The sequence below is a fragment of the Pseudomonas cucumis genome (genome assembly GCF_030687935.1).
Taxonomy (GTDB): Bacteria; Pseudomonadota; Gammaproteobacteria; order Pseudomonadales; family Pseudomonadaceae; genus Aquipseudomonas; species Aquipseudomonas cucumis.
The window spans coordinates 2,781,439-2,803,783 of record NZ_CP117454.1; the positions used below are offsets into that span (position 1 = coordinate 2,781,439).

Annotated in this window: 14 protein-coding genes; 11 read left to right on the top strand and 3 right to left on the bottom strand. The window is 59.9% G+C overall.

Features of this window, described 5'->3' with window-relative positions; all coding sequences use genetic code 11:
* Window positions 1–71 precede the first annotated feature (71 nt).
* From PSH97_RS12795 to PSH97_RS12830, 8 genes are all read left to right on the top strand, one after another.
* Window positions 72–962, top strand: a complete 891-nt coding sequence (locus tag PSH97_RS12795; protein ID WP_007906781.1) for an NAD(+) kinase — start codon at window positions 72–74, stop codon at window positions 960–962.
* A complete protein-coding gene (locus PSH97_RS12800; RefSeq protein ID WP_305449790.1) occupies window positions 959–1,933 on the top strand; it encodes a metallophosphoesterase in 975 nt (324 codons plus the stop codon). The genes PSH97_RS12795 and PSH97_RS12800 overlap by 4 nt, the downstream gene beginning before the upstream one ends.
* Window positions 1,930–2,799 carry a rhomboid family intramembrane serine protease gene (locus PSH97_RS12805; RefSeq protein ID WP_305449484.1) on the top strand — a complete coding sequence of 290 codons (870 nt, stop codon included), beginning with the start codon at window positions 1,930–1,932 and terminating at the stop codon, window positions 2,797–2,799. The genes PSH97_RS12800 and PSH97_RS12805 overlap by 4 nt, the downstream gene beginning before the upstream one ends.
* A 32-nt stretch (window positions 2,800–2,831) precedes the next feature.
* Window positions 2,832–3,092, top strand: a complete 261-nt coding sequence (locus PSH97_RS12810) for a YeaC family protein (RefSeq protein ID WP_038984092.1) — start codon at window positions 2,832–2,834, stop codon at window positions 3,090–3,092.
* Window positions 3,089–3,919: a DUF2797 domain-containing protein gene (locus PSH97_RS12815; protein ID WP_305449485.1), complete on the top strand. Its 831-nt coding sequence runs from the start codon at window positions 3,089–3,091 to the stop codon at window positions 3,917–3,919. The genes PSH97_RS12810 and PSH97_RS12815 overlap by 4 nt, the downstream gene beginning before the upstream one ends.
* Before the next feature lie 10 nt (window positions 3,920–3,929).
* Complete coding sequence (pepN, locus tag PSH97_RS12820; RefSeq protein ID WP_305449486.1) at window positions 3,930–6,587, top strand: aminopeptidase N; 2,658 nt, start codon at window positions 3,930–3,932, stop codon at window positions 6,585–6,587.
* A 369-nt stretch (window positions 6,588–6,956) separates the two neighbouring features.
* Window positions 6,957–8,024 (top strand): WD40/YVTN/BNR-like repeat-containing protein, encoded by a 1,068-nt coding sequence (locus tag PSH97_RS12825; protein ID WP_305449487.1) that lies wholly within the window; start codon window positions 6,957–6,959, stop codon window positions 8,022–8,024.
* 28 nt (window positions 8,025–8,052) lie between these two features.
* On the top strand, window positions 8,053–10,437 hold the full coding sequence (locus tag PSH97_RS12830; protein WP_030130506.1) for an efflux RND transporter permease subunit: 2,385 nt from the start codon (window positions 8,053–8,055) through the stop codon (window positions 10,435–10,437).
* Window positions 10,438–10,500: 63 nt separating this feature from the next.
* On the opposite strand, the gene PSH97_RS12835 is transcribed toward PSH97_RS12830, so the two are convergent.
* From PSH97_RS12835 to PSH97_RS12845, 3 genes are all read right to left on the bottom strand, one after another.
* Window positions 10,501–15,216: a dermonecrotic toxin domain-containing protein gene (locus PSH97_RS12835; RefSeq protein WP_305449488.1), complete on the bottom strand. Its 4,716-nt coding sequence runs from the start codon at window positions 15,214–15,216 to the stop codon at window positions 10,501–10,503.
* Between the two features lie 143 nt (window positions 15,217–15,359).
* Window positions 15,360–16,079, bottom strand: a complete 720-nt coding sequence (locus PSH97_RS12840) for a FadR/GntR family transcriptional regulator (RefSeq protein WP_305449489.1) — start codon at window positions 16,077–16,079, stop codon at window positions 15,360–15,362.
* A 120-nt stretch (window positions 16,080–16,199) separates the two neighbouring features.
* Complete coding sequence (locus PSH97_RS12845; RefSeq protein ID WP_305449490.1) at window positions 16,200–17,936, bottom strand: IlvD/Edd family dehydratase; 1,737 nt, start codon at window positions 17,934–17,936, stop codon at window positions 16,200–16,202.
* A gap of 193 nt (window positions 17,937–18,129) precedes the next feature.
* On the opposite strand from PSH97_RS12845, the gene PSH97_RS12850 reads away from it, so the two are divergent.
* The 3 genes from PSH97_RS12850 to PSH97_RS12860 all read left to right on the top strand — a co-directional run bounded on the left by PSH97_RS12850 (window position 18,130) and on the right by PSH97_RS12860 (window position 22,211).
* Window positions 18,130–19,452 carry an MFS transporter gene (locus PSH97_RS12850; RefSeq protein ID WP_305449491.1) on the top strand — a complete coding sequence of 441 codons (1,323 nt, stop codon included), beginning with the start codon at window positions 18,130–18,132 and terminating at the stop codon, window positions 19,450–19,452.
* A 175-nt stretch (window positions 19,453–19,627) separates the two neighbouring features.
* Window positions 19,628–20,620 carry an AraD1 family protein gene (araD1, locus tag PSH97_RS12855; protein WP_305449492.1) on the top strand — a complete coding sequence of 331 codons (993 nt, stop codon included), beginning with the start codon at window positions 19,628–19,630 and terminating at the stop codon, window positions 20,618–20,620.
* A gap of 10 nt (window positions 20,621–20,630) precedes the next feature.
* Window positions 20,631–22,211 carry an aldehyde dehydrogenase (NADP(+)) gene (locus tag PSH97_RS12860; protein ID WP_305449493.1) on the top strand — a complete coding sequence of 527 codons (1,581 nt, stop codon included), beginning with the start codon at window positions 20,631–20,633 and terminating at the stop codon, window positions 22,209–22,211.
* Window positions 22,212–22,345 lie beyond the last annotated feature (134 nt).

Below are 22,345 nucleotides of genomic sequence, written 5' to 3' on the forward strand. Positions count from 1 at the left end.
TCTACGCCGCGCTTTCGCCCATAATCGTGTTTTTCGCCGTCGCAGGCCCTCCGCGTCCCAATAGGAGCCCCATGGAGCAATTTCGTAATATCGGCATCATCGGTCGCCTGGGCAGTTCTCAGGTGCTGGATACCGTCCGCCGACTGAAACGGTTTCTGCTCGATCGTCACCTGCACGTGATCCTCGAAGACACCATCGCCGAAGTCCTGCCGGGTCATGGCCTGCAAACTTCGTCGCGCAAGATGCTCGGTGAAGTGTGTGACATGGTGATTGTGGTCGGTGGTGACGGCAGCCTGCTGGGTGCAGCCCGGGCGCTGGCTCGACACAATATTCCGGTGCTCGGCATCAACCGGGGCAGCCTGGGATTCCTCACCGATATTCGCCCCGATGAGCTGGAAGTCAAAGTCGCCGAAGTGCTCGACGGCCACTATCTGGTGGAAAACCGCTTCCTGCTGCAAGCCGAAGTCCGGCGCCACGCCGAGGCCATCGGCCAGGGCGATGCACTGAACGACGTGGTGCTGCATCCCGGCAAGTCGACGCGAATGATCGAGTTCGAACTGTATATCGACGGCCAGTTCGTCTGCAGCCAGAAGGCCGACGGCTTGATCGTCGCCACACCGACCGGCTCGACCGCCTACGCACTATCGGCGGGCGGCCCGATCATGCATCCCAAGCTCGACGCTATTGTGATTGTGCCGATGTACCCCCATACCTTGTCAGGTAGACCGATCGTGGTCGATGGCAACAGTGAGCTGAAAATCGTCGTGTCCAAAGATATGCAGATTTACCCGCAGGTCTCCTGTGACGGGCAGAACCACTTCACCTGCGCGCCCGGCGACACCATCACCATCAGCAAGAAAGCGCAGAAGCTGCGGCTGATTCACCCGCTGGACCACAACTACTATGAAGTCTGCCGGACCAAACTCGGCTGGGGCAGCAAGTTGGGTGGTGGAGGCGACTGATGCTCGATCCCGCGCGTAGCTACGACCTGATCGGTGACGTGCACGGTTGCGCTCTGACCCTTGAGCACTTGCTCGACCGGCTCGGTTATCAAAAACACGGTGGTGTCTGGCGGCATCCGTCGCGCATGGCGGTGTTCCTCGGCGACATCATCGACCGCGGCCCGCGGATTCGCGAGGCGCTGCACATCGTCCACGACATGGTCGAGGCCGGTCAGGCGCTGTGCATCATGGGCAACCATGAATTCAACGCACTCGGCTGGAGCACTCCGGCGTTGCCGGGCAGCGGCCAGCAGTTCGTGCGTGAACATACGCCACGCCACGGTCGCCTGCTCCATGAAACCCTGACCCAGTTCGAAGATCACCCCCAGGATTGGCACGACTTTCTGCAATGGTTCTATGAACTGCCATTGTTTGTCGATGCCGAGCGTTTCCGCGTGGTACATGCCTGCTGGGATGCCAGCCTGATCGAACCGTTGCGCGGTTTGTTCCCCGACGGTTGCATCGACGAACACTTCCTCCAGGCGTCCGCGGTGCCGGGCAGTTTTGCCTGCACCGTGTTCGATCGCCTGCTGCGCGGCACCGACATGCGCTTGCCCCACGGGTTGACCATGACCAGCGGTGACGGCCTGACGCGTTCGTTTTTCCGCACCAAGTTCTGGGAAGACGACCCGCAAACCTACGGAGACATCGTGTTCCAGCCCGACGCCTTGCCTGAGCCGGTGGCCCGCACGCCACTGTCCTCCACCGAAAAAGACAACTTGCTGCGCTATGGCGTCGATGAGCCGCTGTTGTTCGTCGGCCACTACTGGCGCAGCGGCAAACCGGCGCCGATCCGCCCGAACCTGGCGTGCCTGGATTACAGCGCGGTGCTCTACGGCAAACTGGTCGCTTATCGTCTGGATCAGGAAACCCGTCTCGACCCGCATAAATTTGTCTGGGTCGATGTCGAGCGGCCGGAGGTGTTGCGATGACGGCGGTGGCGGTATTGCGTCTGCCTCTGGCGGTGGATTTGAGCGGGTTCGTCAAACTGCTGCAGCGCATGCAAGTGCCTCATCGGGTCAGCGAAGAGGCGGGCGAGCAAGTGCTGTGGGTACCGGCCAACATCAGCGAAGACGTACGTTCACTGTACGAACGCTTTCCGGCGGGCGACCCCGATCAGCAACTGGATATCCCGATGACGCAGACCCTGCAGCGTCCGGGCTTCGTCGAGCAATTGCGCCACAGCAAGGCTACAGCGTTGGTGCTGCTATTGACCCTGATCGTCGCCATGGTGACGCTGCTCGGCGATAACCTCGAGACGATACGCTGGCTGACCTTCCTCGATTTCCGTGTGGTCGGCGAATACATCCATTTCACACCCTTGGCCGACAGCCTGGCGGCGGGGCAATGGTGGCGTCTGGTGACGCCGATGCTGATCCACTTCGGCATCCTGCACCTGGCCATGAACGGCATGTGGTACTGGGAGCTGGGGCGGCGCATCGAGTCCCGCCAGGGCAGCATCAACCTGATCGGCCTGACGCTGCTGTTCAGCCTGGTGTCCAACTATACCCAATACCTTTTCAGCGGCCCGAGCCTGTTTGGCGGGTTGTCCGGGGTGCTGTACGGCCTGCTCGGGCATTGCTGGATCTTCCAGCTTTTATCGCCGAACCCGGCGTATCGCCTGCCCCGAGGGGTGTTGGTGATGATGCTGGTGTGGTTGCTGGTGTGCCTGTCGGGGCTGGTCTCTATGATCGGCTTTGGCCAGATTGCCAACGCGGCCCACGTCAGCGGGTTACTCATCGGATGCTTCACCGGTTTGTTGGGCGGTTTGTACAACCGCCGTAAACTGGCCGTCTAAAACAGTTATGAATGAAGAGCGCGGAGCCCTTGATGTCCTCTTTTAACGAAATGATCAAAAACATCACCCCGGATATCTACCAGAGCCTGAAACTGGCGGTGGAAATCGGCAAATGGTCCGACGGTGGCAAACTCACCGCCGAGCAGCGCGAACTGTCGCTACAAGCGATGATTGCCTGGGAAATCCAGAACCTGCCCGAGGAAGAGCGCACCGGCTACATGGGCCCGCAGGAATGCGAGTCGAAGTCGATCGAAGTGCCAAACATTCTGTTCAAATCGGATGCCATCCATTGATCGAGATTGGCCGCGGTGCAATCAGCAAAATGTCGGCGCGCCTTGACGGGCCGAACGTTCAGTACGCTTTTCGTCTGGGCGACGCCGAGGTACCGGTCAATCCCTTGATCGGCACCACAGTGCGCCTGGAATACCTGGGGGCGATCCACTGCACCCATTGTGGACGCAAGACCAAAACCAGTTTCAGCCAGGGTTACTGCTACCCGTGCATGACCAAACTGGCGCAGTGCGACATTTGCATCATGAGCCCGGAGCGTTGCCACTACGATGCTGGTACCTGCCGTGAGCCTGAGTGGGGCGAAAAGTTCTGCATGACCGATCATGTGGTTTATCTGGCCAATTCGTCAGGGATCAAGGTCGGCATAACCCGTGCTACGCAGCTGCCCACTCGTTGGCTCGATCAGGGCGCCAGCCAGGCCTTGCCGATCATGCGCGTCGCGACCCGCCAGCAGTCGGGCTTCGTCGAAGACCTGTTCCGCAGCCAGGTGGCTGACAAGACCAACTGGCGTGCGTTGCTCAAGGGCGATGCGGTGTCGGTGGACCTGGCGCAGGTTCGCGATCAACTGTTTGAAAGTTGTGCCCAAGGTTTGCAAGGTTTGCAGGAACGATTTGGCCTGCAAGCAATCCAGACCATTACCGATGTCGAACCGCTCGAGATCCGCTACCCGGTCGAGCAATACCCGGCCAAGATTGTCAGCTTCAACCTGGACAAGAACCCGATTGCCGAAGGCACGCTGCTGGGGATCAAGGGCCAGTACCTGATTTTCGACACCGGCGTGATCAATATTCGTAAATACACGGCCTACCAGCTCGCCGTGCATCAGTAAGGATTCCAGTATGCGCACCGAACAACCGAAGATGATCTACCTGAAGGACTATCAGGCACCTGAGTACCTGATCGACGAAACGCACCTGACCTTCGAGTTGTTCGAGGACCACAGCCTGGTCCATGCGCAACTGGTGATGCGCCGCAATCCTGAGCGTGGCCCGGGCCTGCCGCCGCTGGTACTGGACGGCCAGCAACTCGAACTGCTGTCGGTGACATTGGCTGACCGCGAGCTGAGCGCCGCCGACTACCAGTTGACCGAGAACCACCTGACCCTGCAACCGACCGACACAAGCTTCACGGTCGACACCAGCGTCAGGATCCACCCGGAAACCAACACGGCCCTGGAAGGCCTGTACAAATCCGGCACCATGTTCTGCACCCAGTGTGAAGCCGAAGGTTTCCGCAAGATCACCTATTACCTCGACCGCCCGGACGTGATGAGCACGTTCACCACCACGGTGGTCGCCGAGCAGCACAGCTATCCGGTGCTGCTGTCCAACGGCAACCCGATTGCTTCAGGTCCGGGCGAAGACGGCCGGCACTGGGCGACCTGGGAAGACCCGTTCAAGAAACCGGCGTACCTGTTTGCGCTGGTGGCCGGTGACCTGTGGTGCGTCGAAGATACCTTCACCACCATGACCGAGCGCTCCGTAGCGCTGCGCATCTACGTCGAGCCGGAAAACATCGACAAGTGCCAGCACGCCATGAACAGCCTGAAAAAGTCCATGCGCTGGGACGAAGAGGTCTACGGTCGCGAGTACGATCTGGACATCTTCATGATCGTTGCGGTCAACGACTTCAACATGGGCGCCATGGAGAACAAGGGCCTCAACATCTTCAACTCCAGCGCCGTACTGGCCCGCGCCGAAACCGCTACCGACGCCGCGCACCAGCGTGTGGAAGCGATCGTTGCCCACGAATATTTCCATAACTGGTCGGGCAACCGCGTGACCTGCCGCGACTGGTTCCAGTTGTCGCTGAAGGAAGGCTTCACCGTGTTCCGCGATTCGGAGTTCTCCGCCGACATGAACTCGGCGACGGTCAAGCGTATCCAGGACGTGGCGTATCTGCGCACCCACCAGTTCGCCGAAGACGCAGGCCCCATGGCCCACGCCGTGCGCCCGGACAGCTTCATCGAGATTTCCAACTTCTATACCCTGACCGTGTACGAAAAGGGTTCGGAAGTGGTCGGCATGATCCACACCTTGCTGGGTGCCGACGGTTTCCGCAAAGGCAGCGACCTGTACTTCGAGCGCCATGACGGCCAGGCCGTGACCTGCGACGACTTCATCAAGGCCATGGAAGATGCCAATGGTATCGACCTCACCCAGTTCAAGCGCTGGTACAGCCAGGCCGGGACCCCACGTTTGGTGGTGAGCGAGTCCTACGACGCCACAGCAAAAACCTATAGCCTGACCTTCCGCCAGAGCTGCCCGGAAACCCCGGACAAGGTGGAAAAACTGCCATTCGTGATTCCGGTGGAACTGGGCCTGCTGGACAGCAAGGGCGGCGAAATTGCCCTGCGTCTTGCCGGTGAAGCCAGTGCTCAAGGCACCTCGCGGGTTATTTCGGTGACCGAAGCCGAGCAGACCTTCACCTTCGTCGACATTGCTGAAAAACCACTGCCTTCGTTGCTGCGTGGTTTCTCGGCGCCGGTGAAGCTGAGCTTCCCGTACGATCGCGATCAGCTGATGTTCCTGATGCAGCACGACAGCGACGGTTTCAACCGCTGGGATGCCGGTCAGCAATTGTCGGTGCAGGTGCTGCAAGAGTTGATCGAACAGCAACAGAAGGGCGAAGCGCTGGTGCTGGATCAGCGTTTGGTTTCAGCGCTGCGTACCGTGCTGTCCGACGACACGCTGGATCAGGCCATGGTCGCCGAAATGCTTTCGCTGCCAGGCGAGGCGTATCTGACCGAGATCAGTGAAGTGGCTGACGTAGATGCCATTCACACGGCTCGCGAGTTTGCCCGTAAACAATTGGCTGAAGGTTTGTTCGAGGCATTGTGGCTGCGTTATCAGGCCAATCGCGATCTGTCGAAGAAAACCCCGTATGTGGCCGAGGCCGAGCATTTCGCCCGCCGCGCGCTGCAAAACATTGCACTGTCTTACCTGATGCTCAGCGGCAAGCTGGAAGTCTTGGCGGCGACCCTCGAGCAATTCGACACCAGCGACAACATGACCGAGCGTCTGACGGCGTTGGCGGTGTTGGTCAATTCCCCCTTTGAAGAACAGAAAGCCACGGCGTTGGCGACCTTCGCCGAACACTTCAAGGACAATCCGCTGGTCATGGATCAGTGGTTCAGCGTTCAGGCCGGCAGCACATTGCCGGGCGGTCTGGAACGAGTCAAAGCCTTGATGCAACACCCGGCGTTCACCATCAAGAACCCGAACAAGGTGCGGGCACTGGTCGGCGCGTTTGCCGGGCAGAACCTGATCAACTTCCACGCGGCCGACGGTTCCGGGTATCGCTTCCTGGCGGATCTAGTGATCGAGCTGAACGGGTTTAACCCGCAGATCGCTTCTCGCCAACTGGCGCCGCTGACTCGGTGGCGCAAATACGACGACGCTCGTCAGGCGTTGATGAAAGGTGAACTGGAGCGGATTCGTGCTTCGGGGCAACTGTCCAGCGACGTGTACGAAGTGGTCAGCAAAAGCCTGGCCTGAGTTTGGCCTTGCTCCCGCAGGGTTCACTCGGACCCCTGTGGGAGCGGGCAAGCCTCGCTCCTACAAAGGGCAATAACCGTCAGCCGGCACTACCGCAAAAACGGATATGTACACCAAAACCCCAAACCCCAATCACCCCACCTGATACCCAATCATTCACCCCCACCCCATACCCCTCCAGTTAACAAAACATAACGCGGCGTCGATTGTCAGACCTTTCCAAACCCCGATAGGATAAGCCAGCTTCCGAAGGGGCTCTGGATTGCGGGTTTCAGGACTATGCTTCTGAATAGGGCAATCCCGATGCGCATCCCTTACGGCGCCCTGAAGGGTTGAACGACCTAACAATAATAATGTGGGGGAAGGTCTATGAGTGAGCCTGTCATGGGTGTGAGTATTGGCCGCCCGCCGGCGTTACGCAGGTTCGCGTTGCTGGCTACAGCGCTCTCGCTGTTGGGCTGTACCGTGCTGTCGGCGCCTGCGCTGGCCGCTGCCGCGTCGGCCTCCGACGTGGTTTATTCCGTTGAGTCCGCCAAGGCCAGCAAAGGCCTGATGCTTGATGTCGTACACGCCGGCAAACGCCTGGTGGCGGTCGGCGATCGTGGGCACATTCTGTATTCCGATGACCAGGGTGCGACCTGGACCCAGGCCAAGGTGCCGACCCGGCAACTGCTGACGGCGGTGTTTTTTGTCGATGACAAACACGGCTGGGCCGTTGGCCATGACGCGCAGATCCTCGCCAGCGAAGACGGCGGCATCACCTGGACCAAACAATTCGAAGACCTGACACGCGAATCGCCGCTGCTCGACGTCTGGTTCAAGGACGTTAACAGCGGGTTTGCCGTGGGCGCTTACGGTGCCTTGCTGGAAACCACCGACGGCGGTAAAAACTGGGAAGACGTCAGCGATCGTCTCGACAACGAAGACCAGTACCACCTCAACGCCATTGCCGCGGTCAAGGATTCCGGCATTTTCATCGTCGGCGAGCAGGGCAGCATGTTCCGCTCCGCCGATGACGGGCAGACCTGGGAAAAACTTGAGGGCCCCTACGAAGGCTCGCTGTTCGGTGTGATAGGCACCGCGCAACCGGCCACGCTGCTGGCCTACGGGTTGCGCGGCAATCTCTACCGTTCCACGGATTTCGGCAATACCTGGGAGCAGGTCGAACTCAAGGCTGCACGGGGTGCACTGGAGTTCGGCCTGTCCGGCGCCACGTTGCTCGACGACGGTTCCATCGTGATCGTCGGCAACGGCGGCAGCATTATTCGCAGCACCGACGACGGCGAAACCTTCAGCGTGTTCAACCGCCCGGATCGCATCTCCGTCTCGGCGGTCACGGCGGCGGGCAACGGTAATCTGATTCTGGCAGGACAGGGTGGCGTTCGCGTCACTTCGCCCACCGGTGCAGAGAATGGAAAAAACGGGTCGTCCAAATGAGCCGGGCAAATAATAAGAAGGCGGGTCTATGACATCCTTAAGCACTCCTCATCAGGACAAGGCGACGTTTCTTGAACGCCTGATTTTCAACAATCGCCCGGCAGTCATCGTCATCTGCCTGCTGGTCAGTGTTTTCCTGTTCTGGCAGGCAACGCTGATCCGGCCGTCCACCAGTTTCGAAAAAATGATCCCGCTCGAGCATCCATTCATTGAAAAAATGATGGAGCACCGCAACGATCTGGCGAACCTGGGCAACACAGTGCGGATCTCGGTGGAAGCCACCGACGGCGACATCTTCTCCAAGGAATACATGGAGACCCTGCGTCAGATCAACGACGAGGTGTTCTACATTTCCGGCGTCGACCGTTCCGGCCTCAAGTCGCTGTGGAGCCCGAGCGTGCGCTGGACCGAGGTAACGGAGGAGGGCTTCGCCGGTGGTGAAGTGATTCCCCAGAGCTATAACGGCTCCCAGCAAAGCCTCGACCTGCTGCGCAATAACGTGCTCAAGTCCGGGCAAGTCGGCCGTCTGGTGGCCAACGACTTCAAGTCGAGCATCGTCGACATCCCGCTGCTGGAGTCCTACCCGGACCCGCAGGATCAGGGCAAGTTGCTGGCGCTGGACTATCGCAAGTTCTCTCACGAGCTCGAAGACAAGATCCGCAACAAGTTCGAAGCCCAGAACCCCAACGTGAAGATCCACATTGTCGGGTTCGCCAAGAAAGTTGGCGACCTGATCGATGGGCTGGTCATGGTGGTGATGTTCTTCGGCGTCGCCTTCGTCATTACCCTGATCCTGCTGTACTGGTTCACCAACTGCATGCGCAGCACCGTGGCGGTGTTGAGCACGACGCTGGTGGCGGTAGTCTGGCAGCTCGGCTTGATGCACTTCTTCGGCTTCGGGCTTGATCCGTATTCGATGCTGGTGCCGTTTCTGATCTTCGCCATCGGGATTTCCCACGGCGTGCAGAAAATCAACGGTATCGCCTTGCAGTCCAGCGAGGCGGAAAACGCGTTGACCGCTGCTCGCCGCACATTCCGTCAGCTGTTTCTGCCGGGGATGATCGCGATCCTCGCGGATGCAGTGGGCTTTATCACGCTGCTGATCATCGACATTGGCGTGATTCGTGAACTGGCCATCGGCGCGTCCATCGGCGTGGCGGTGATCGTGTTCACCAACCTGATCCTGCTGCCGGTGGCGATTTCCTACGTCGGGATCAGCAAACGCGCCGTCGAACGCAGCAAGAAAGACGCACACCGCGAACATCCGTTCTGGCGCCTGCTGTCGAACTTTGCCAGCCCCAAAGTCGCCCCGATTTCCATTGCCCTGGCGCTGATCGCTTTCGGTGGTGGCCTCTGGTACAGCCAGAACCTGAAGATCGGCGACCTCGACCAGGGCGCGCCGGAGCTGCGTCCGGACTCGCGATACAACAAGGACAACAGCTTCATCATCAACAACTACTCCACCAGTTCCGACGTGTTGGTGGTGATGGTCAAGACCAAGTCCGAAGGTTGCTCGCGTTATGAGGCCATGGCGCCGATCGACGAGCTGATGTGGAAAATGCAGAACACCGAGGGCGTGCAGTCGGCGATCTCGCTGGTGACCGTGTCCAAGCAGATGATCAAGGGTATGAACGAGGGCAACCTGAAATGGGAAACCCTGTCGCGCAACCCCGACGTGCTGAACAACTCCATCGCCCGTGCCGATGGCCTGTACAACAACAATTGCTCCCTGGCACCGGTGCTGGTGTTCCTCAACGACCACAAGGCCGAAACCCTGGACCGCGCCGTGCATGCGGTGCAGGACTTCGCCAAAGACAACAACAAGGAAGGCCTGGAATTCATCCTCGCCGCCGGTAATGCCGGGATCGAAGCGGCCACCAACGAGGTGATCAAACGCTCCGAACTGACCATTCTGATTCTGGTGTACATCTGCGTCGCGACCATGTGCATGATCACCTTCCGTTCCTGGGCGGCGACCTTGTGCATCGTGCTGCCGCTGGTACTGACCTCGGTGCTCGGCAACGCGTTGATGGCGTTCATGGGGATCGGTGTGAAAGTGGCGACCTTGCCGGTGGTGGCGCTCGGGGTGGGGATCGGCGTGGATTACGGGATCTACATCTACAGCCGCCTGGAAAGCTTCCTGCGTGCCGGTCTGCCACTGCAAGAGGCGTACTACCAGACGCTGAAGTCCACCGGTAAAGCGGTGCTGTTCACCGGTCTGTGCCTGGCGATCGGCGTGTGCACCTGGATCTTCTCGGCCATCAAGTTCCAGGCCGACATGGGCCTGATGCTGACCTTCATGCTGCTCTGGAACATGTTCGGCGCACTGTGGTTGTTGCCGGCACTGGCGCGATTCCTGATCAAGCCGGAAAAACTGGCGGGGCAGAAGGGCAACTCGCTGTTTGCTCACTAGGCGTCAGCCTGACCCAAAAAGCCGCAACTCAGGTTGCGGCTTTTTTATGGGGGGCCGAATCACTCAGCGTGGTTGTAGCGTCAGGAATGCACTGTTGGCCAGTTCCTTGCTGATGATCCCGCGGTGGATATCGATTTTCTGTTTCGGATCTGTAGCCTTGGCCATTGCCGATTCGTAGGTTTCGAAGCGTTGTTCCCTGGTTTTCAGATGGGCCTGGGTATATTGCGTCTTGGCATCATCGACGCGTGGATAGTGAAAATGCGCGTACCCCCAGGGTTGATCGTCTTTGTTCAACAGGACGTACTCCTGCATGAAGTCTTTACGTCCGGTTTTCAGTTGTACGCGATTGCCGATCATGTGTGGGTAAACCTCCTTGCACCGTAACAGATATTCCACACCCTCACTGGTGGGGGGTTGGGCCAGTGTCATGCGGATGCGCAGTTCCGATGCCTTACTGTCGAGGGCTCGCGCGTGATCGCGTAAATCGCGGATTAACGAGGCATCTTGTTCCCGGTTTGGCGAGGGTGCCTCATGGTGTTCCAGGCCCTCGGCATACCCGGTCAGCTTTTGTGCTTCGCGTTGCAATTGCTCTTCAATTTCCTTGGGTGAGCTTGCGCGTTGCGCGTAACCCTCGATTTTCCTTACCTGCTTGTCGACATTGGCGATGGCCTTGCGGGCATCCCCTTTGAGCTGTGCGTAGGAGTGCGCGGAGGCCTTGGGCGCGGGCTGCCTGACCTCGACCATTTCTACCCAGACATTCGGCTCATGTTCATGGAAAGAAGCCAGTGGCGCATCTTCGAGTGGACCGTTGATATCAACAATGTCTCCGCCCTGGTTAGCCACGCGGGGGCGAATATCGCCGATCAGAGTGCCCTTGGCGGTTTTGATGACCCGCTTGCGACTGGCCCATGAAGAGGGGCGCTGGATCGGGGGCTTGCTGGTTCCGGGTGAAGACGGAGCGGGCTCGGAGACCGAAGGTTGCGGGAGGTTTTGAAGGTCGTCGGCCAGACGTCGCTCGGCATCGAGGCGCAGTTCACCGATGATCTCTCGCAGACGATTGAAGGCCGCTGGCTGTAATTCTTCGGCATTGAAGATGCCGATACTTTCAAGCCCGTCCAGTGCTTTGCGGTAGTGATCGACCAGGTTGTCCAGAACGGCGATCCGATCGCTGCTGTTATACGTGCGAGACGTTTGCAGTTCGGAATGGGAGCGAGACAGCAACATCAGGGGATCGAGTGCGCGTTCGAGTGGGGCCATGGTGTCGCTCCCCAGTTCCTTCAGGCTGAGAATCCGCAAGATGCCCAGTTGGTAGGACTTGACTCGCAAGGCGGTCAATTCATTCTCGGAGCGATTGTCGGTCAACCGTTTCCAGTCCTCCAAGCCCAAGCGAGACAAGTGTTTAAGCTCCGCAAGTCGGCTCTCTGATTCTTCGTAGAACCTGATCATGGTTTCGTTGACTTCGGAGGTCCTGCGCATGAATTCGAAATATCGATCCAGCACGACGCTGCCCTTGTCCTTGATTTCTTCGCGTAAGTGTTCGATACCGCTGGTCAAGTCCGCGTAAGTTCGATTGGTGGCTTCCCGTTCCCGGTCAGCGATGACAACACGTTTGCGCGCGTTGTTGATGAGATTCACCAGCAGGCTGCGCTGCAGGTTTGGATCGGGATCCGATTTGCTCAGAGCGCTTTTTTCGCGGATTTCGGCAAGCGCCGTGACGTAGGTTGCGCTCTGTTTATCCAGCTCGTCCACGAACCGTTGGCGAAAAGTGGCGCGATCCTGTTCGCTGCTGGCGGGGTCGTTTCTTTTCAGCTCCATCAGCTTTTCCGCGATATCAACGCGTTTTTGCACCTGCGTCTGTTGCTGTAAAAATTCCTGGTGGTTCAGTTCCAGCAGGCTGATGCGTTGCTGTTTGCTCTCGCGCAGGGCATTCCGCCTGGCGTTACGTCCTCCCCCGAGCAGTTTCAGCCCTTGATCCAGCGTCCATCGGCCGTACCCATCGGTTTTGAGCTTGATTCCCGCATGGTCGGGGTGCTCAGGATGCACCAGGTAGGCCTCGCCGAAACCGGGCACGACACTCACGCGAAACAGCAGGCCGGCGATCGTGGCATGCCATTTGTTGTCGATCCGGTACAACCCCTTGAACGGACCGGTTGCAACAGGCTCTGGCAGGGACGCCGGCCATGCAACCTTGACCGCCAGCAGCCTGTTGAACAGCCGCGCCGAGGTCGAGTCCCGAGCGGTCGACAGGTTGAAATCCAGCAACGTATTGCCACTGCCCGGCGGTTCGGAGGGCAGTCCGGGTGTTTCTTGGGTGATGGTTGTCCCGGGATTCAGCAAGTCCAGTGGCAACAGACGGCGCAGCGGATCGAGGGTTACCGGGCTGTCTTCGCCCAAGTGCTCTGGCGGCAGTGCGGGCCGTTCACCTTGAGTTCGTGCGACATGCAAAAGGAGCAGGCCGATGTTCAAGAGCACATCGATCCAGGCCAGATTCCGGGCAGTCGGGTCATCACTGTCCAGTGCGGGCAGGTCGTTGATCAGGCTATGGGTGATTTGCAGCATCCAGCCCACCAGCATTGCCGGGCCGCGCAACAGTGGTAGTACCAGGTTGTTAAAGACCAGCCAGCCACCCTCAAGGATGATCGCCCAACGGCTTTCGGCATTGGACACTGACTGCCTGTCAGCCAAATCGGCCAGCGCCCGGGCGTTGCTGGCGAACAGGCTGGCCGTCAATCGACCTTCCTCCACTGCACTGAGCCACTGGGGCGCAGCTTCGTCGCCTGCCAGAATCGCCGGTTTTGGCTTGTCGGGTGGCGAGAACTCGTCGCCGATGTGAAAGTGGTTGATATGCGGTTCATTGAAACCGTTGTTGTCGTAAATCGGACGTGCGCGGTCCGGGAGCCAGGTCAGCACGCTGGTTTGCAGTGCGCCCTGTTGCGCGACCGCTTTGAGCAAGTCGCTGCGTGCGGCGTATTGCTGCAGTGACGGGCTGTACAACGGGCGATACAGGATATGTGGGCCAGTGGCCTGCAAGTCTTTAGGCTCGATGATGAACATATTGGCGGCCACATCACAGGCGGCGCCGTCCTTGCGTTGGAACGCCAGAGGCCGGATGACCACGGCCTGTCCATCGACGACCCGTTCGGCGGCGGTGCGATTCATCAACGCATCGACATAGCGATACCCCAGATGAGTGAACCCGTGCTCACCCTTGATCGAATGCTCGAGGGCCAGCAGGGGAAGATGAACCGACAGTTCCAGCGCGAACAATCGTTCCCGCTCCCGTGCGTCGTCGGTGTCGCCGAGCAGCAAGGTTTCGATCAGTTCGGGATAGTGCTTGCCGACATTGACCCGGCTCACCAGGTCCAACAGGTAGGCGTCGGTAGTCCACTCCTGAATCAGTTGATCTCCCGTGTGACGGACAGTCATGCGGCCCTTGGGTTTTGCGGCGAGATTTTTGATCGCCAGCTCGGTCAGGGTCATTTTGACGGTTTCGATGTAGCCGCTGCCGAGGTCACCGACGGGGACATGAAAGGTCAGTTCCAGCTCGTCGGAGTTGTAGCCGGGCGCCAACGGATAATCATCCTGCATCTGCTTGTGCAGGGCTTTTCGGGCAAACATACGAAGGTCGTCGATGCCATCGCTGAAGGTGCGCCCCTGGGTCTGTTGCTTGACGCTGGCCATTGCCAGGACGTGCTTGCGATAGGCCATGCGGTCAGTGGGTGTCGCCGCTTGCAACCACCTGGGAATCGATGCGTGTATCGGTTGAAAAACCGCATCGTCCGGTTGGCTGTCCATAAACAGCGTGGCGACGTCGGTGATCGCGTCAACGTGTTTCGCCAACTCGCCCAGGCCCTGGCTGGCGGGCAATTTGAGCGCAGCCAGATCTTCCAGTTGTCGGTTCAGGGGCAGGGCAGCCTGAATGTCAAAGATGTTGCCGTCCGGTTCAAACCGCTTCCAGGTGATGACATCGGCCTTGTATGCCTGCTGAAACCGTGCGCCCCAGGCCAGGCCGAAAGCTTCCAGGGAAGAGAAGGGCTCGATTTTGCCGGTCACGCTGCACAACAAATGGGTTTCACCACAAGTCACCAGGAGCTCGGAGGCCTGCAGCGTAATGGAAACGTCACCTTTGGTCAGGGTGGTTTGCAGGGTGCAGGCTTGTATGGGGCCTTTTGACCAGGGTTGCTGGAGACGCTGCTGGTTGTCCGGATGGCTGGCCAGTTCCGCGAGAATCCCGGCCTGCACCGGGTTGCTTTTCGACAGGCGGGTCGCGGCTGTCTGCAGGACACCGGCCAGCAAGTTTCCCAGCCACTGCCAGCGGCTGACGCAGCTCTCGTCCTTCTCATTCCAGTAAAGGGTCAGCGAATCCTGAAACCCGATGTGCAGCAAGTCGGGCAGATCAAGGATGACCCCCGCAATCACCTGGAAATCAGGCAGGCGTGATGTGGTTTTGCCGACAGTCAGTCGCGCGGGCGCGCGGTTGGTCAGAAAGCAGGCACGACCGAACCGCTCGCTGAAATCGACAGGTGTGCCGCTGGCCAGATAATCCAGTACCAAATCCAGCAGCAACGTGAGGCGCCAGGCCCCGTTGGGAATCGGCTGCGCGATTTTGGTTCGCTCAGGGTCAAAGTCCAGTTGCGGGTATTTTTCCAGTACGCCGTCCTTGAGCAGGCGAGCGGTTTCCGAGCGCAGGGTGGGGCGGGAGCTGAAGCGGGCACTGACGGCGTGCGCGATGATGTTGGTAAAATCCGACGTGGCGGGGGGGGATGCAGGTATCGGCATGATGCAATCCTTTGCATGGGTTGAGTTACGCAAAGTAAGGCGAAGCCGCAATGGATGTGCGGTAACGGGATACCGCACATCCGGCAATTCGATGACCTAAGTGATGACTACGTGGCGGCAATGAGCCAGGGGAATTGTGGTGGTTATGAGGGATCGGTGCCGAGCACCACATTCAGCGCATTACGCGCATCGTCCAGTTGCACCAACGTCGCATGCCGTGCACCCAGCGCATCACGGTTTTCGATCGCCGTCAGAATCGCCTTATGCCGAGGCAGCGCCAATTCATGCAGGTTCGGCCGTTGGTTGGAATGCTTCAAGGCTTCGGCAATCGCCACCGACAGCATGTTGCACAGGTTCGCCAGCAAGTCGTTGTGGGTTGCGTCGGCGATGCGGCTGTGAAAGTCCAGGTCCGGTTGCAACAACGCTTCCGGGGTCGGCGCCGCTTCCATGCGTTGGTAGGCTTCACTGATGGAGGCGATGTCTTGGTCGGTGGCGAACTGTGCGGCCAACGCGGCAGCGGCCGGTTCGATGATGCTGCGCACGCTGGTCAGCAGATCAAAGAATTCATTTTGCGGGCTGCTTTGCATCAGCCAGTGCAGCACGTCCGGGTCGAGCATGTGCCATTCCTTGCGCTGCTTGACCACCGTGCCGACTCGCGGGCGGGAATACACCAGGCCCTTGGCGACCAGCACCCGGGTGGCTTCGCGCAGCACCGGCCGGCTGACCGCGTATTCCTCGCACAACAGGGCTTCGGCGGGCAGTTTGTCGTCCGGTTTGAACCGTCCCGAAACGATCTGCATGCCCAGTTCCTGGACGATGCGCGAGTGCATGCTTTTGCGGTCGGAGGGTTTGCGGTAATCCATGGGGAACGGCGCGATCCTGTGCGATGGGGTGCCGCGCATGATAGCAGGCGCGGCGAGTGATGGTCGCTAGCGCGAGATTGATCGTTCCCACGCGGAGCGTGGAAACGATCGGCGGAAGGGTCAGTGGGAGTGGCGCGGCACCTCGGCCCCTCGGCAACCAACCAGGAAGTCGAAGTCGCAACCCTGATCCGCCTGCAGTACATGATCGATGTACAACTGACGATAACCGCCTACCAGCAACTGTTGCGGCGGTTGCAGGTCGGCCATGCGTGCGGCCAGTTCGGCGTCGGGGATGTCCAGATGCAGGCGGCCGCTGGCACAGTCGAGTTCGATCCAGTCGCCTTCCTTCACCGTCGCCAAAGGTCCGCCGGCGGCGGCTTCCGGTGCCACATGCAAGACCACCGTGCCGTACGCCGTGCCGCTCATGCGTGCATCGGAGATGCGCACCATGTCGGTCACGCCCTGGGCCAACAGCTTGGCCGGCAACCCCATGTTGCCGACTTCGGCCATGCCCGGGTAACCCTTCGGACCGCAGTTTTTCATCACCAGAATGGAGTTGGCATCCACGTCCAATTCTGGATCGTTGATCCGCGCCTTGTACATGTCGAAGTTCTCGAACACCACTGCACGCCCGCGATGTTGCATCAATTCTGCGCTGGCGGCGGACGGTTTCAGCACCGCGCCCAATGGCGCCAGGTTGCCGCGCAACACGCAGATGCCGCCGTCGGCGCGGATCGGGTTGTCGAGGGTGCGGATCACTTCGTCCTGGCCGTAAATCGGTGCGTCCTTGGTGTTTTCGCCGATGGTTTTGCCGTTGACGGTGAGGGCGTTCGGATTGGGAATCAGGTTGGCTTCGCCGAGGCGACGCAGCACCGCGGGCAAGCCACCGGCGTAGTAGAACTCTTCCATCAGGAAGCGCCCGGAGGGTTGCAGATCGACAATGGTCGGCATGCCGCGACCGATGCGGGTCCAGTCATCCAGGTCCAGTTCGACACCAATGCGCCCGGCGATGGCTTTCAAATGGATCACCGCGTTGGTCGAACCGCCGATGGCGGCGTTCACCCGGATGGCATTTTCGAAGGCTTCCTTGGTGAGGATCTTCGACAGTTTCAAATCTTCACGCACCATTTCCACTGCGCGCATGCCTGACATGTGCGCCAACACATAACGGCGCGCATCGACCGCCGGAATCGCCGCGTTATGGGGCAGGGAAGTGCCGAGTGCTTCGGCCATGCAGGCCATGGTCGAGGCTGTGCCCATGGTGTTGCAGGTACCGGCCGAGCGCGACATGCCGCCCTCGGCCGCAAGGAAATCATCGATGGTGATGGTGCCAGCCTTGACCTGTTCACTGAGCTGCCAAACCACCGTGCCCGAGCCGATGTCCTGGCCTTTGTGCTTGCCGTTGAGCATCGGCCCACCGGTGACGACGATCGCCGGTACGTCGCAACTGGCCGCTCCCATCAGCAACGCCGGGGTGGTTTTGTCGCAGCCGGTGAGCAGCACCACGCCATCGATCGGGTTACCGCGAATCGCTTCCTCGACGTCCATGCTCGCCAGGTTGCGGGTGAGCATGGCGGTGGGGCGCAGGTTCGATTCGCCGTTGGAGAACACCGGGAATTCCACTGGAAAACCGCCGGCTTCGATCACCCCACGCTTGACGTGCTCGGCGATCTGCCGGAAATGCGCGTTGCACGGGGTCAGTTCCGACCAGGTGTTGCAGATGCCAATGATCGGCTTGCCGTGGAACTGATGGTCGGCGATGCCCTGATTCTTCATCCAGCTGCGGTACATGAAGCCGTTCTTGTCGGCGGTGCCAAACCATTGGGCGGAGCGCAGAGTGGGTTTCTTATCAGACATGATCGATTCTCTTATTGTATGACTATATTGTTCGAGCTACGGCGTAACATAAGCGCAATTTCGGCTGTTTGGAAGTGTTGTTGGTTAAATAGTATTACTATATAGTCGTTTTCAACGGAGGGATGGCCCTGGCGGTTTTCTGCGAGAGGCGTCCCCCGAGGTTCTATAACAACAACAATCGGAGACCGAACTCATGAGCCAGGAACTGCGGCTTATTCGTCGCATCACGCTGAAACTGATTCCCTTCCTGATCCTGCTGTACCTGATCGCCTATGTGGATCGCTCCGCGGTAGGTTTCGCCAAGCTGCACATGGGCGCTGACATCGGCCTGGGTGACGCGGCTTACGGCCTTGGCGCCGGGTTGTTCTTCATTGGCTATTTCCTGCTGGAAATCCCCAGCAACCTGATGCTCGACCGCTTCGGCGCCCGACGCTGGTTCGCGCGGATCATGGTCACCTGGGGTGCCATCACCATCGGCATGGCGTTCGTCCAGGGACCGAACAGCTTCTATGTGATGCGCTTTCTGCTCGGCGCGGCCGAAGCCGGGTTCTTCCCGGGCGTTTTGTACTACATCACCCAATGGTTCCCGATTCGCCATCGCGGCAAGATCCTCGGGTTGTTTATCCTTTCCCAACCCATCGCGATGATGATCACCGGCCCGGTGTCCGGCGGCTTGCTGGGCATGGACGGGATTCTTGGGCTGCACGGTTGGCAGTGGCTGTTCATCGTCATCGGTACACCCGCGATCCTGCTGACCTGGCCAGTGCTGCGTTACCTGCCGGACGGCCCGCAACAGGTGAAATGGATGGACCAGTCTGAGAAAGACTGGCTGACCGGCGAGCTGAAAAAGGACCTGGAGGTGTACGGCCAGACCCGCCACGGCAATCCGCTGCATGCGCTGAAGGACAAACGTGTGTTGCTGCTGGCGCTGTTCTATCTGCCGGTGACCCTGAGCATCTACGGTCTCGGTTTGTGGTTGCCGACGTTGATCAAGCAATTCGGTGGCACTGACCTGGTGACCGGGTTCGTGTCGTCGGTGCCGTACATCTTCGGGATCATCGGTTTGCTGATTATTCCGCGCAGCTCAGACCGCTTGAATGATCGCTACGGTCATCTGGCGGTGCTGTATGTGTTGGGCGCCATCGGTCTGTTCCTCAGCGCCTGGCTGACCGTGCCGGTGCTGCAATTGGCGGCGCTGTGCCTGGTGGCGTTCGCGCTGTTTTCCTGCACCGCAGTGTTCTGGACCTTGCCGGGTCGCTTCTTCGCCGGCGCCAGTGCGGCGGCGGGGATCGCGTTGATTAACTCGGTGGGCAACCTCGGCGGCTACATCGGTCCGTTCGTGATCGGCGCGCTGAAGGAATACACCGGCAACCTGGCGTCGGGGTTGTACTTCCTGTCTTGCGTGATGGTGTTCGGCCTGGTGCTGACGGGTGTGGTTTATCGCCTGCTGGAGCGTAAACACGTGCTGCCGGCCGATGAATTTGCGGCCAGTGCGCGTGGGGCGACCTGTATCTGACACGAAGTAGGCAATCACCACCGACCCTGTGGGAGCGGCGGTGCGACGATTCGACTTGCCCGCGATAGCAATCTGCCTGGCACATCAATGGTGAATGTGCCGCCGTCATCGCGGGCAAGCCCGCTCCCACAGGACCCTGCGTTGTTTTGAAGTTTTGCGTTAACAGGAGAAAATCATGCGTTTAGTTCAGTTCGAATTGAGTAACGGCGAGCGCCGTGTCGGCGTGGTCGAGGATGGCCTGGTGCGCGAAGTGCAGGATGCGCGCTCGGTGCGGGATCTGGCGCTGGCGGCGATCGAGGCGGGCGTCAATCTTGAACAACAGGTCCAAACTTTGGGGCTGGGCATCAGCCACGACTATTCAGCGCTGCTGGCCAATCTGCAAATCCTCCCACCGCTGGATCACCCGGACCCGGCGCACATGCTGGTCAGCGGCACCGGCCTGACCCATCTGGGCAGCGCTTCGGCCCGGGACAAAATGCATCAGCAGGCCGGCGACGAAACCGCCATGACCGACACCATGCGCATCTTCAAGTGGGGCGTGGAGGGCGGTAAACCTGCGACCGGCCAGGCCGGCGTGCAACCAGAATGGTTCTACAAGGGCGACGGCAGCATCGTCGTGCGACCGGGTAAGCCGTTTCCGCTGCCGCCCTTTGCCGAAGATGCGGGGGAGGAGCCGGAGCTTAGCGGCCTCTATGTCATCGGCCACGATGGCAAACCGTATCGCCTCGGTTTCGCGGTGGGCAACGAGTTCTCCGATCATGTGATGGAGCGCAAGAATTACCTTTACCTCGCCCATTCGAAATTGCGCAGTTGCAGTTATGGCCCGGAGCTTCGGGTCGGTGAATTGCCGCAACACCTGGCAGGCACCAGCCGCATCCTGCGCGACGGCGAAGTGCTGTGGCAGAACGAATTCCTCAGTGGCGAAGCCAACATGTGCCACAGCCTGGAAAACCTCGAATACCACCATTTCAAATACAGCCAGTTCCTGCGCCCCGGCGACGTGCACATTCACTTCTTCGGCACCGCAACCCTGTCTTTCGCTGACGGTATCCGCACCCAACCGGGCGATGTGTTCGAGATCAGCCAAGCCGAGTTCGGCGCGCCCTTGATCAATGGCATTGAGCCCGTTGAAGCGGCGTTCGAACCCGGCACCGTCGGCACACTTTAAGGAGACACCCATGACCCGGATTCTTGGTCACAACTACATTGGCGGTCAGCGCAGCGCTACCGGCATCGTCAAACTCCAGAGCGTTGACGCCAGCACTGGCGAGGCTTTGCCCCACGATTTCTATCAGGCCACCCTTGCAGAAGTCGACGCCGCCGCGAAGGCTGCTGCCGCTGCTTATCCGGCCTATCGCAGCTTGAGCGCCGAACGACGTGCGCAATTCCTCGATGCGATTGCCGATGAGCTGGACGCGCTGGGCGATGACTTTGTCGCCGTGGTCTGCCGCGAAACCGCGTTGCCGGCTGGCCGTATTCAAGGTGAGCGTGGTCGCACCAGCGGCCAGATGCGTCTGTTTGCCAAGGTGCTGCGGCGTGGTGATTTCTATGGCGCGCGGATTGATCGCGCGCTGCCTGAACGTACGCCATTGCCACGTCCCGACCTGCGTCAGTACCGCATTGGTCTTGGGCCGGTCGCGGTGTTTGGCGCGAGTAACTTTCCGTTGGCGTTTTCCACGGCGGGCGGCGACACCGCTTCGGCCTTGGCCGCCGGTTGCCCGGTGGTGTTCAAGGCCCACAGTGGCCATATGGCAACCGCCGAATGGGTGGCCGACGCCGTGATCCGCGCCGCCGGGAAAACCGCCATGCCCGCCGGTGTGTTCAACATGATCTACGGCGGCGGGGTGGGTGAGGCGCTGGTCAAGCACCCGGCAATTCAGGCGGTCGGTTTTACCGGCTCACTGAAAGGTGGTCGTGCGCTGTGCGACATGGCCGCGGCACGGGCGCAGCCGATTCCGGTGTTTGCCGAGATGTCGAGCATCAACCCGGTGATCGTGTTGCCGCAGGCGCTGGAAACTCGTGCTGAAAGCGTCGCCCGTGACCTCACGGCTTCGGTGGTGCAGGGTTGTGGGCAGTTCTGTACCAATCCGGGGTTGGTGATCGGTATTCGTTCGCCGCAGTTCAGCGCGTTCGTGCAGCAGGTGGCGGGGCTGATTGGCGATCAACCGGCGCAAACCATGCTCAATGCCGGCACGTTGAGCAGCTACGGCAAAGGCCTGCAGAAACTTCTCGCGCATCCGAAAATCGAGCATTTGGCCGGCAACCCGCAACAAGGCAATCAGGCACAGCCGCAACTGTTCAAGGCCGATGTCAGCCTGTTGATTGATGGCGATGAAGTGCTACAAGAGGAAGTATTCGGTCCGACCACGGTGTTCGTCGAAGTGGCGGATCAGGCGCAACTCAGTGCCGCGTTGAACGGTTTGCATGGGCAGCTGACGGCAACGATCATCGGTGAGCCGGCGGACTTCGAACAGTTCGGTGAGCTGACGGCATTGCTGGAGCAGAAGGTCGGGCGGATCCTGCTCAACGGCTATCCGACTGGCGTGGAAGTCTGCGACTCGATGGTTCATGGGGGGCCGTATCCGGCGACTTCCGATGCGCGCGGCACGTCGGTGGGCACCCTGGCCATCGACCGTTTCCTGCGCCCGGTGTGCTTCCAGAACTACCCCGACAGCCTGCTGCCGGAAGCGCTGAAGAATGGCAATCCGTTGCGCATTCAGCGCCTGGTCGATGGCAAGCCATCGCGCGACGCTCTCTGACGGCCCTCAACTGATGGGGTCGGTCCCCTGTAACTGATCGTTCCCACGCTCTGCGTGGGAATGCAGCCGGTGACGCTCCGCGTCACATCAACAGCCGAACGCAGAGCGTCCGTTGAGGCATTCCCACGCGAAGC

Excerpts from the sequence above, each read along its gene's own strand:
- PSH97_RS12795 (WP_007906781.1), top strand. The coding sequence starts at position 72 with ATGGAGCAATTTCGTAATATCGGCATCATCGGTCGCCTGGGCAGTTCT.
- PSH97_RS12805 (WP_305449484.1), top strand. The coding sequence starts at position 1,930 with ATGACGGCGGTGGCGGTATTGCGTCTGCCTCTGGCGGTGGATTTGAGC.
- PSH97_RS12810 (WP_038984092.1), top strand. The coding sequence starts at position 2,832 with ATGTCCTCTTTTAACGAAATGATCAAAAACATCACCCCGGATATCTAC.
- pepN (WP_305449486.1), top strand. The coding sequence starts at position 3,930 with ATGCGCACCGAACAACCGAAGATGATCTACCTGAAGGACTATCAGGCA.
- PSH97_RS12825 (WP_305449487.1), top strand. The coding sequence starts at position 6,957 with ATGAGTGAGCCTGTCATGGGTGTGAGTATTGGCCGCCCGCCGGCGTTA.
- PSH97_RS12830 (WP_030130506.1), top strand. The coding sequence starts at position 8,053 with ATGACATCCTTAAGCACTCCTCATCAGGACAAGGCGACGTTTCTTGAA.
- PSH97_RS12835 (WP_305449488.1), bottom strand. The coding sequence starts at position 15,216 with ATGCCGATACCTGCATCCCCCCCCGCCACGTCGGATTTTACCAACATC.
- PSH97_RS12840 (WP_305449489.1), bottom strand. The coding sequence starts at position 16,079 with ATGGATTACCGCAAACCCTCCGACCGCAAAAGCATGCACTCGCGCATC.
- PSH97_RS12845 (WP_305449490.1), bottom strand. The coding sequence starts at position 17,936 with ATGTCTGATAAGAAACCCACTCTGCGCTCCGCCCAATGGTTTGGCACC.
- PSH97_RS12850 (WP_305449491.1), top strand. The coding sequence starts at position 18,130 with ATGAGCCAGGAACTGCGGCTTATTCGTCGCATCACGCTGAAACTGATT.
- araD1 (WP_305449492.1), top strand. The coding sequence starts at position 19,628 with ATGCGTTTAGTTCAGTTCGAATTGAGTAACGGCGAGCGCCGTGTCGGC.
- PSH97_RS12860 (WP_305449493.1), top strand. The coding sequence starts at position 20,631 with ATGACCCGGATTCTTGGTCACAACTACATTGGCGGTCAGCGCAGCGCT.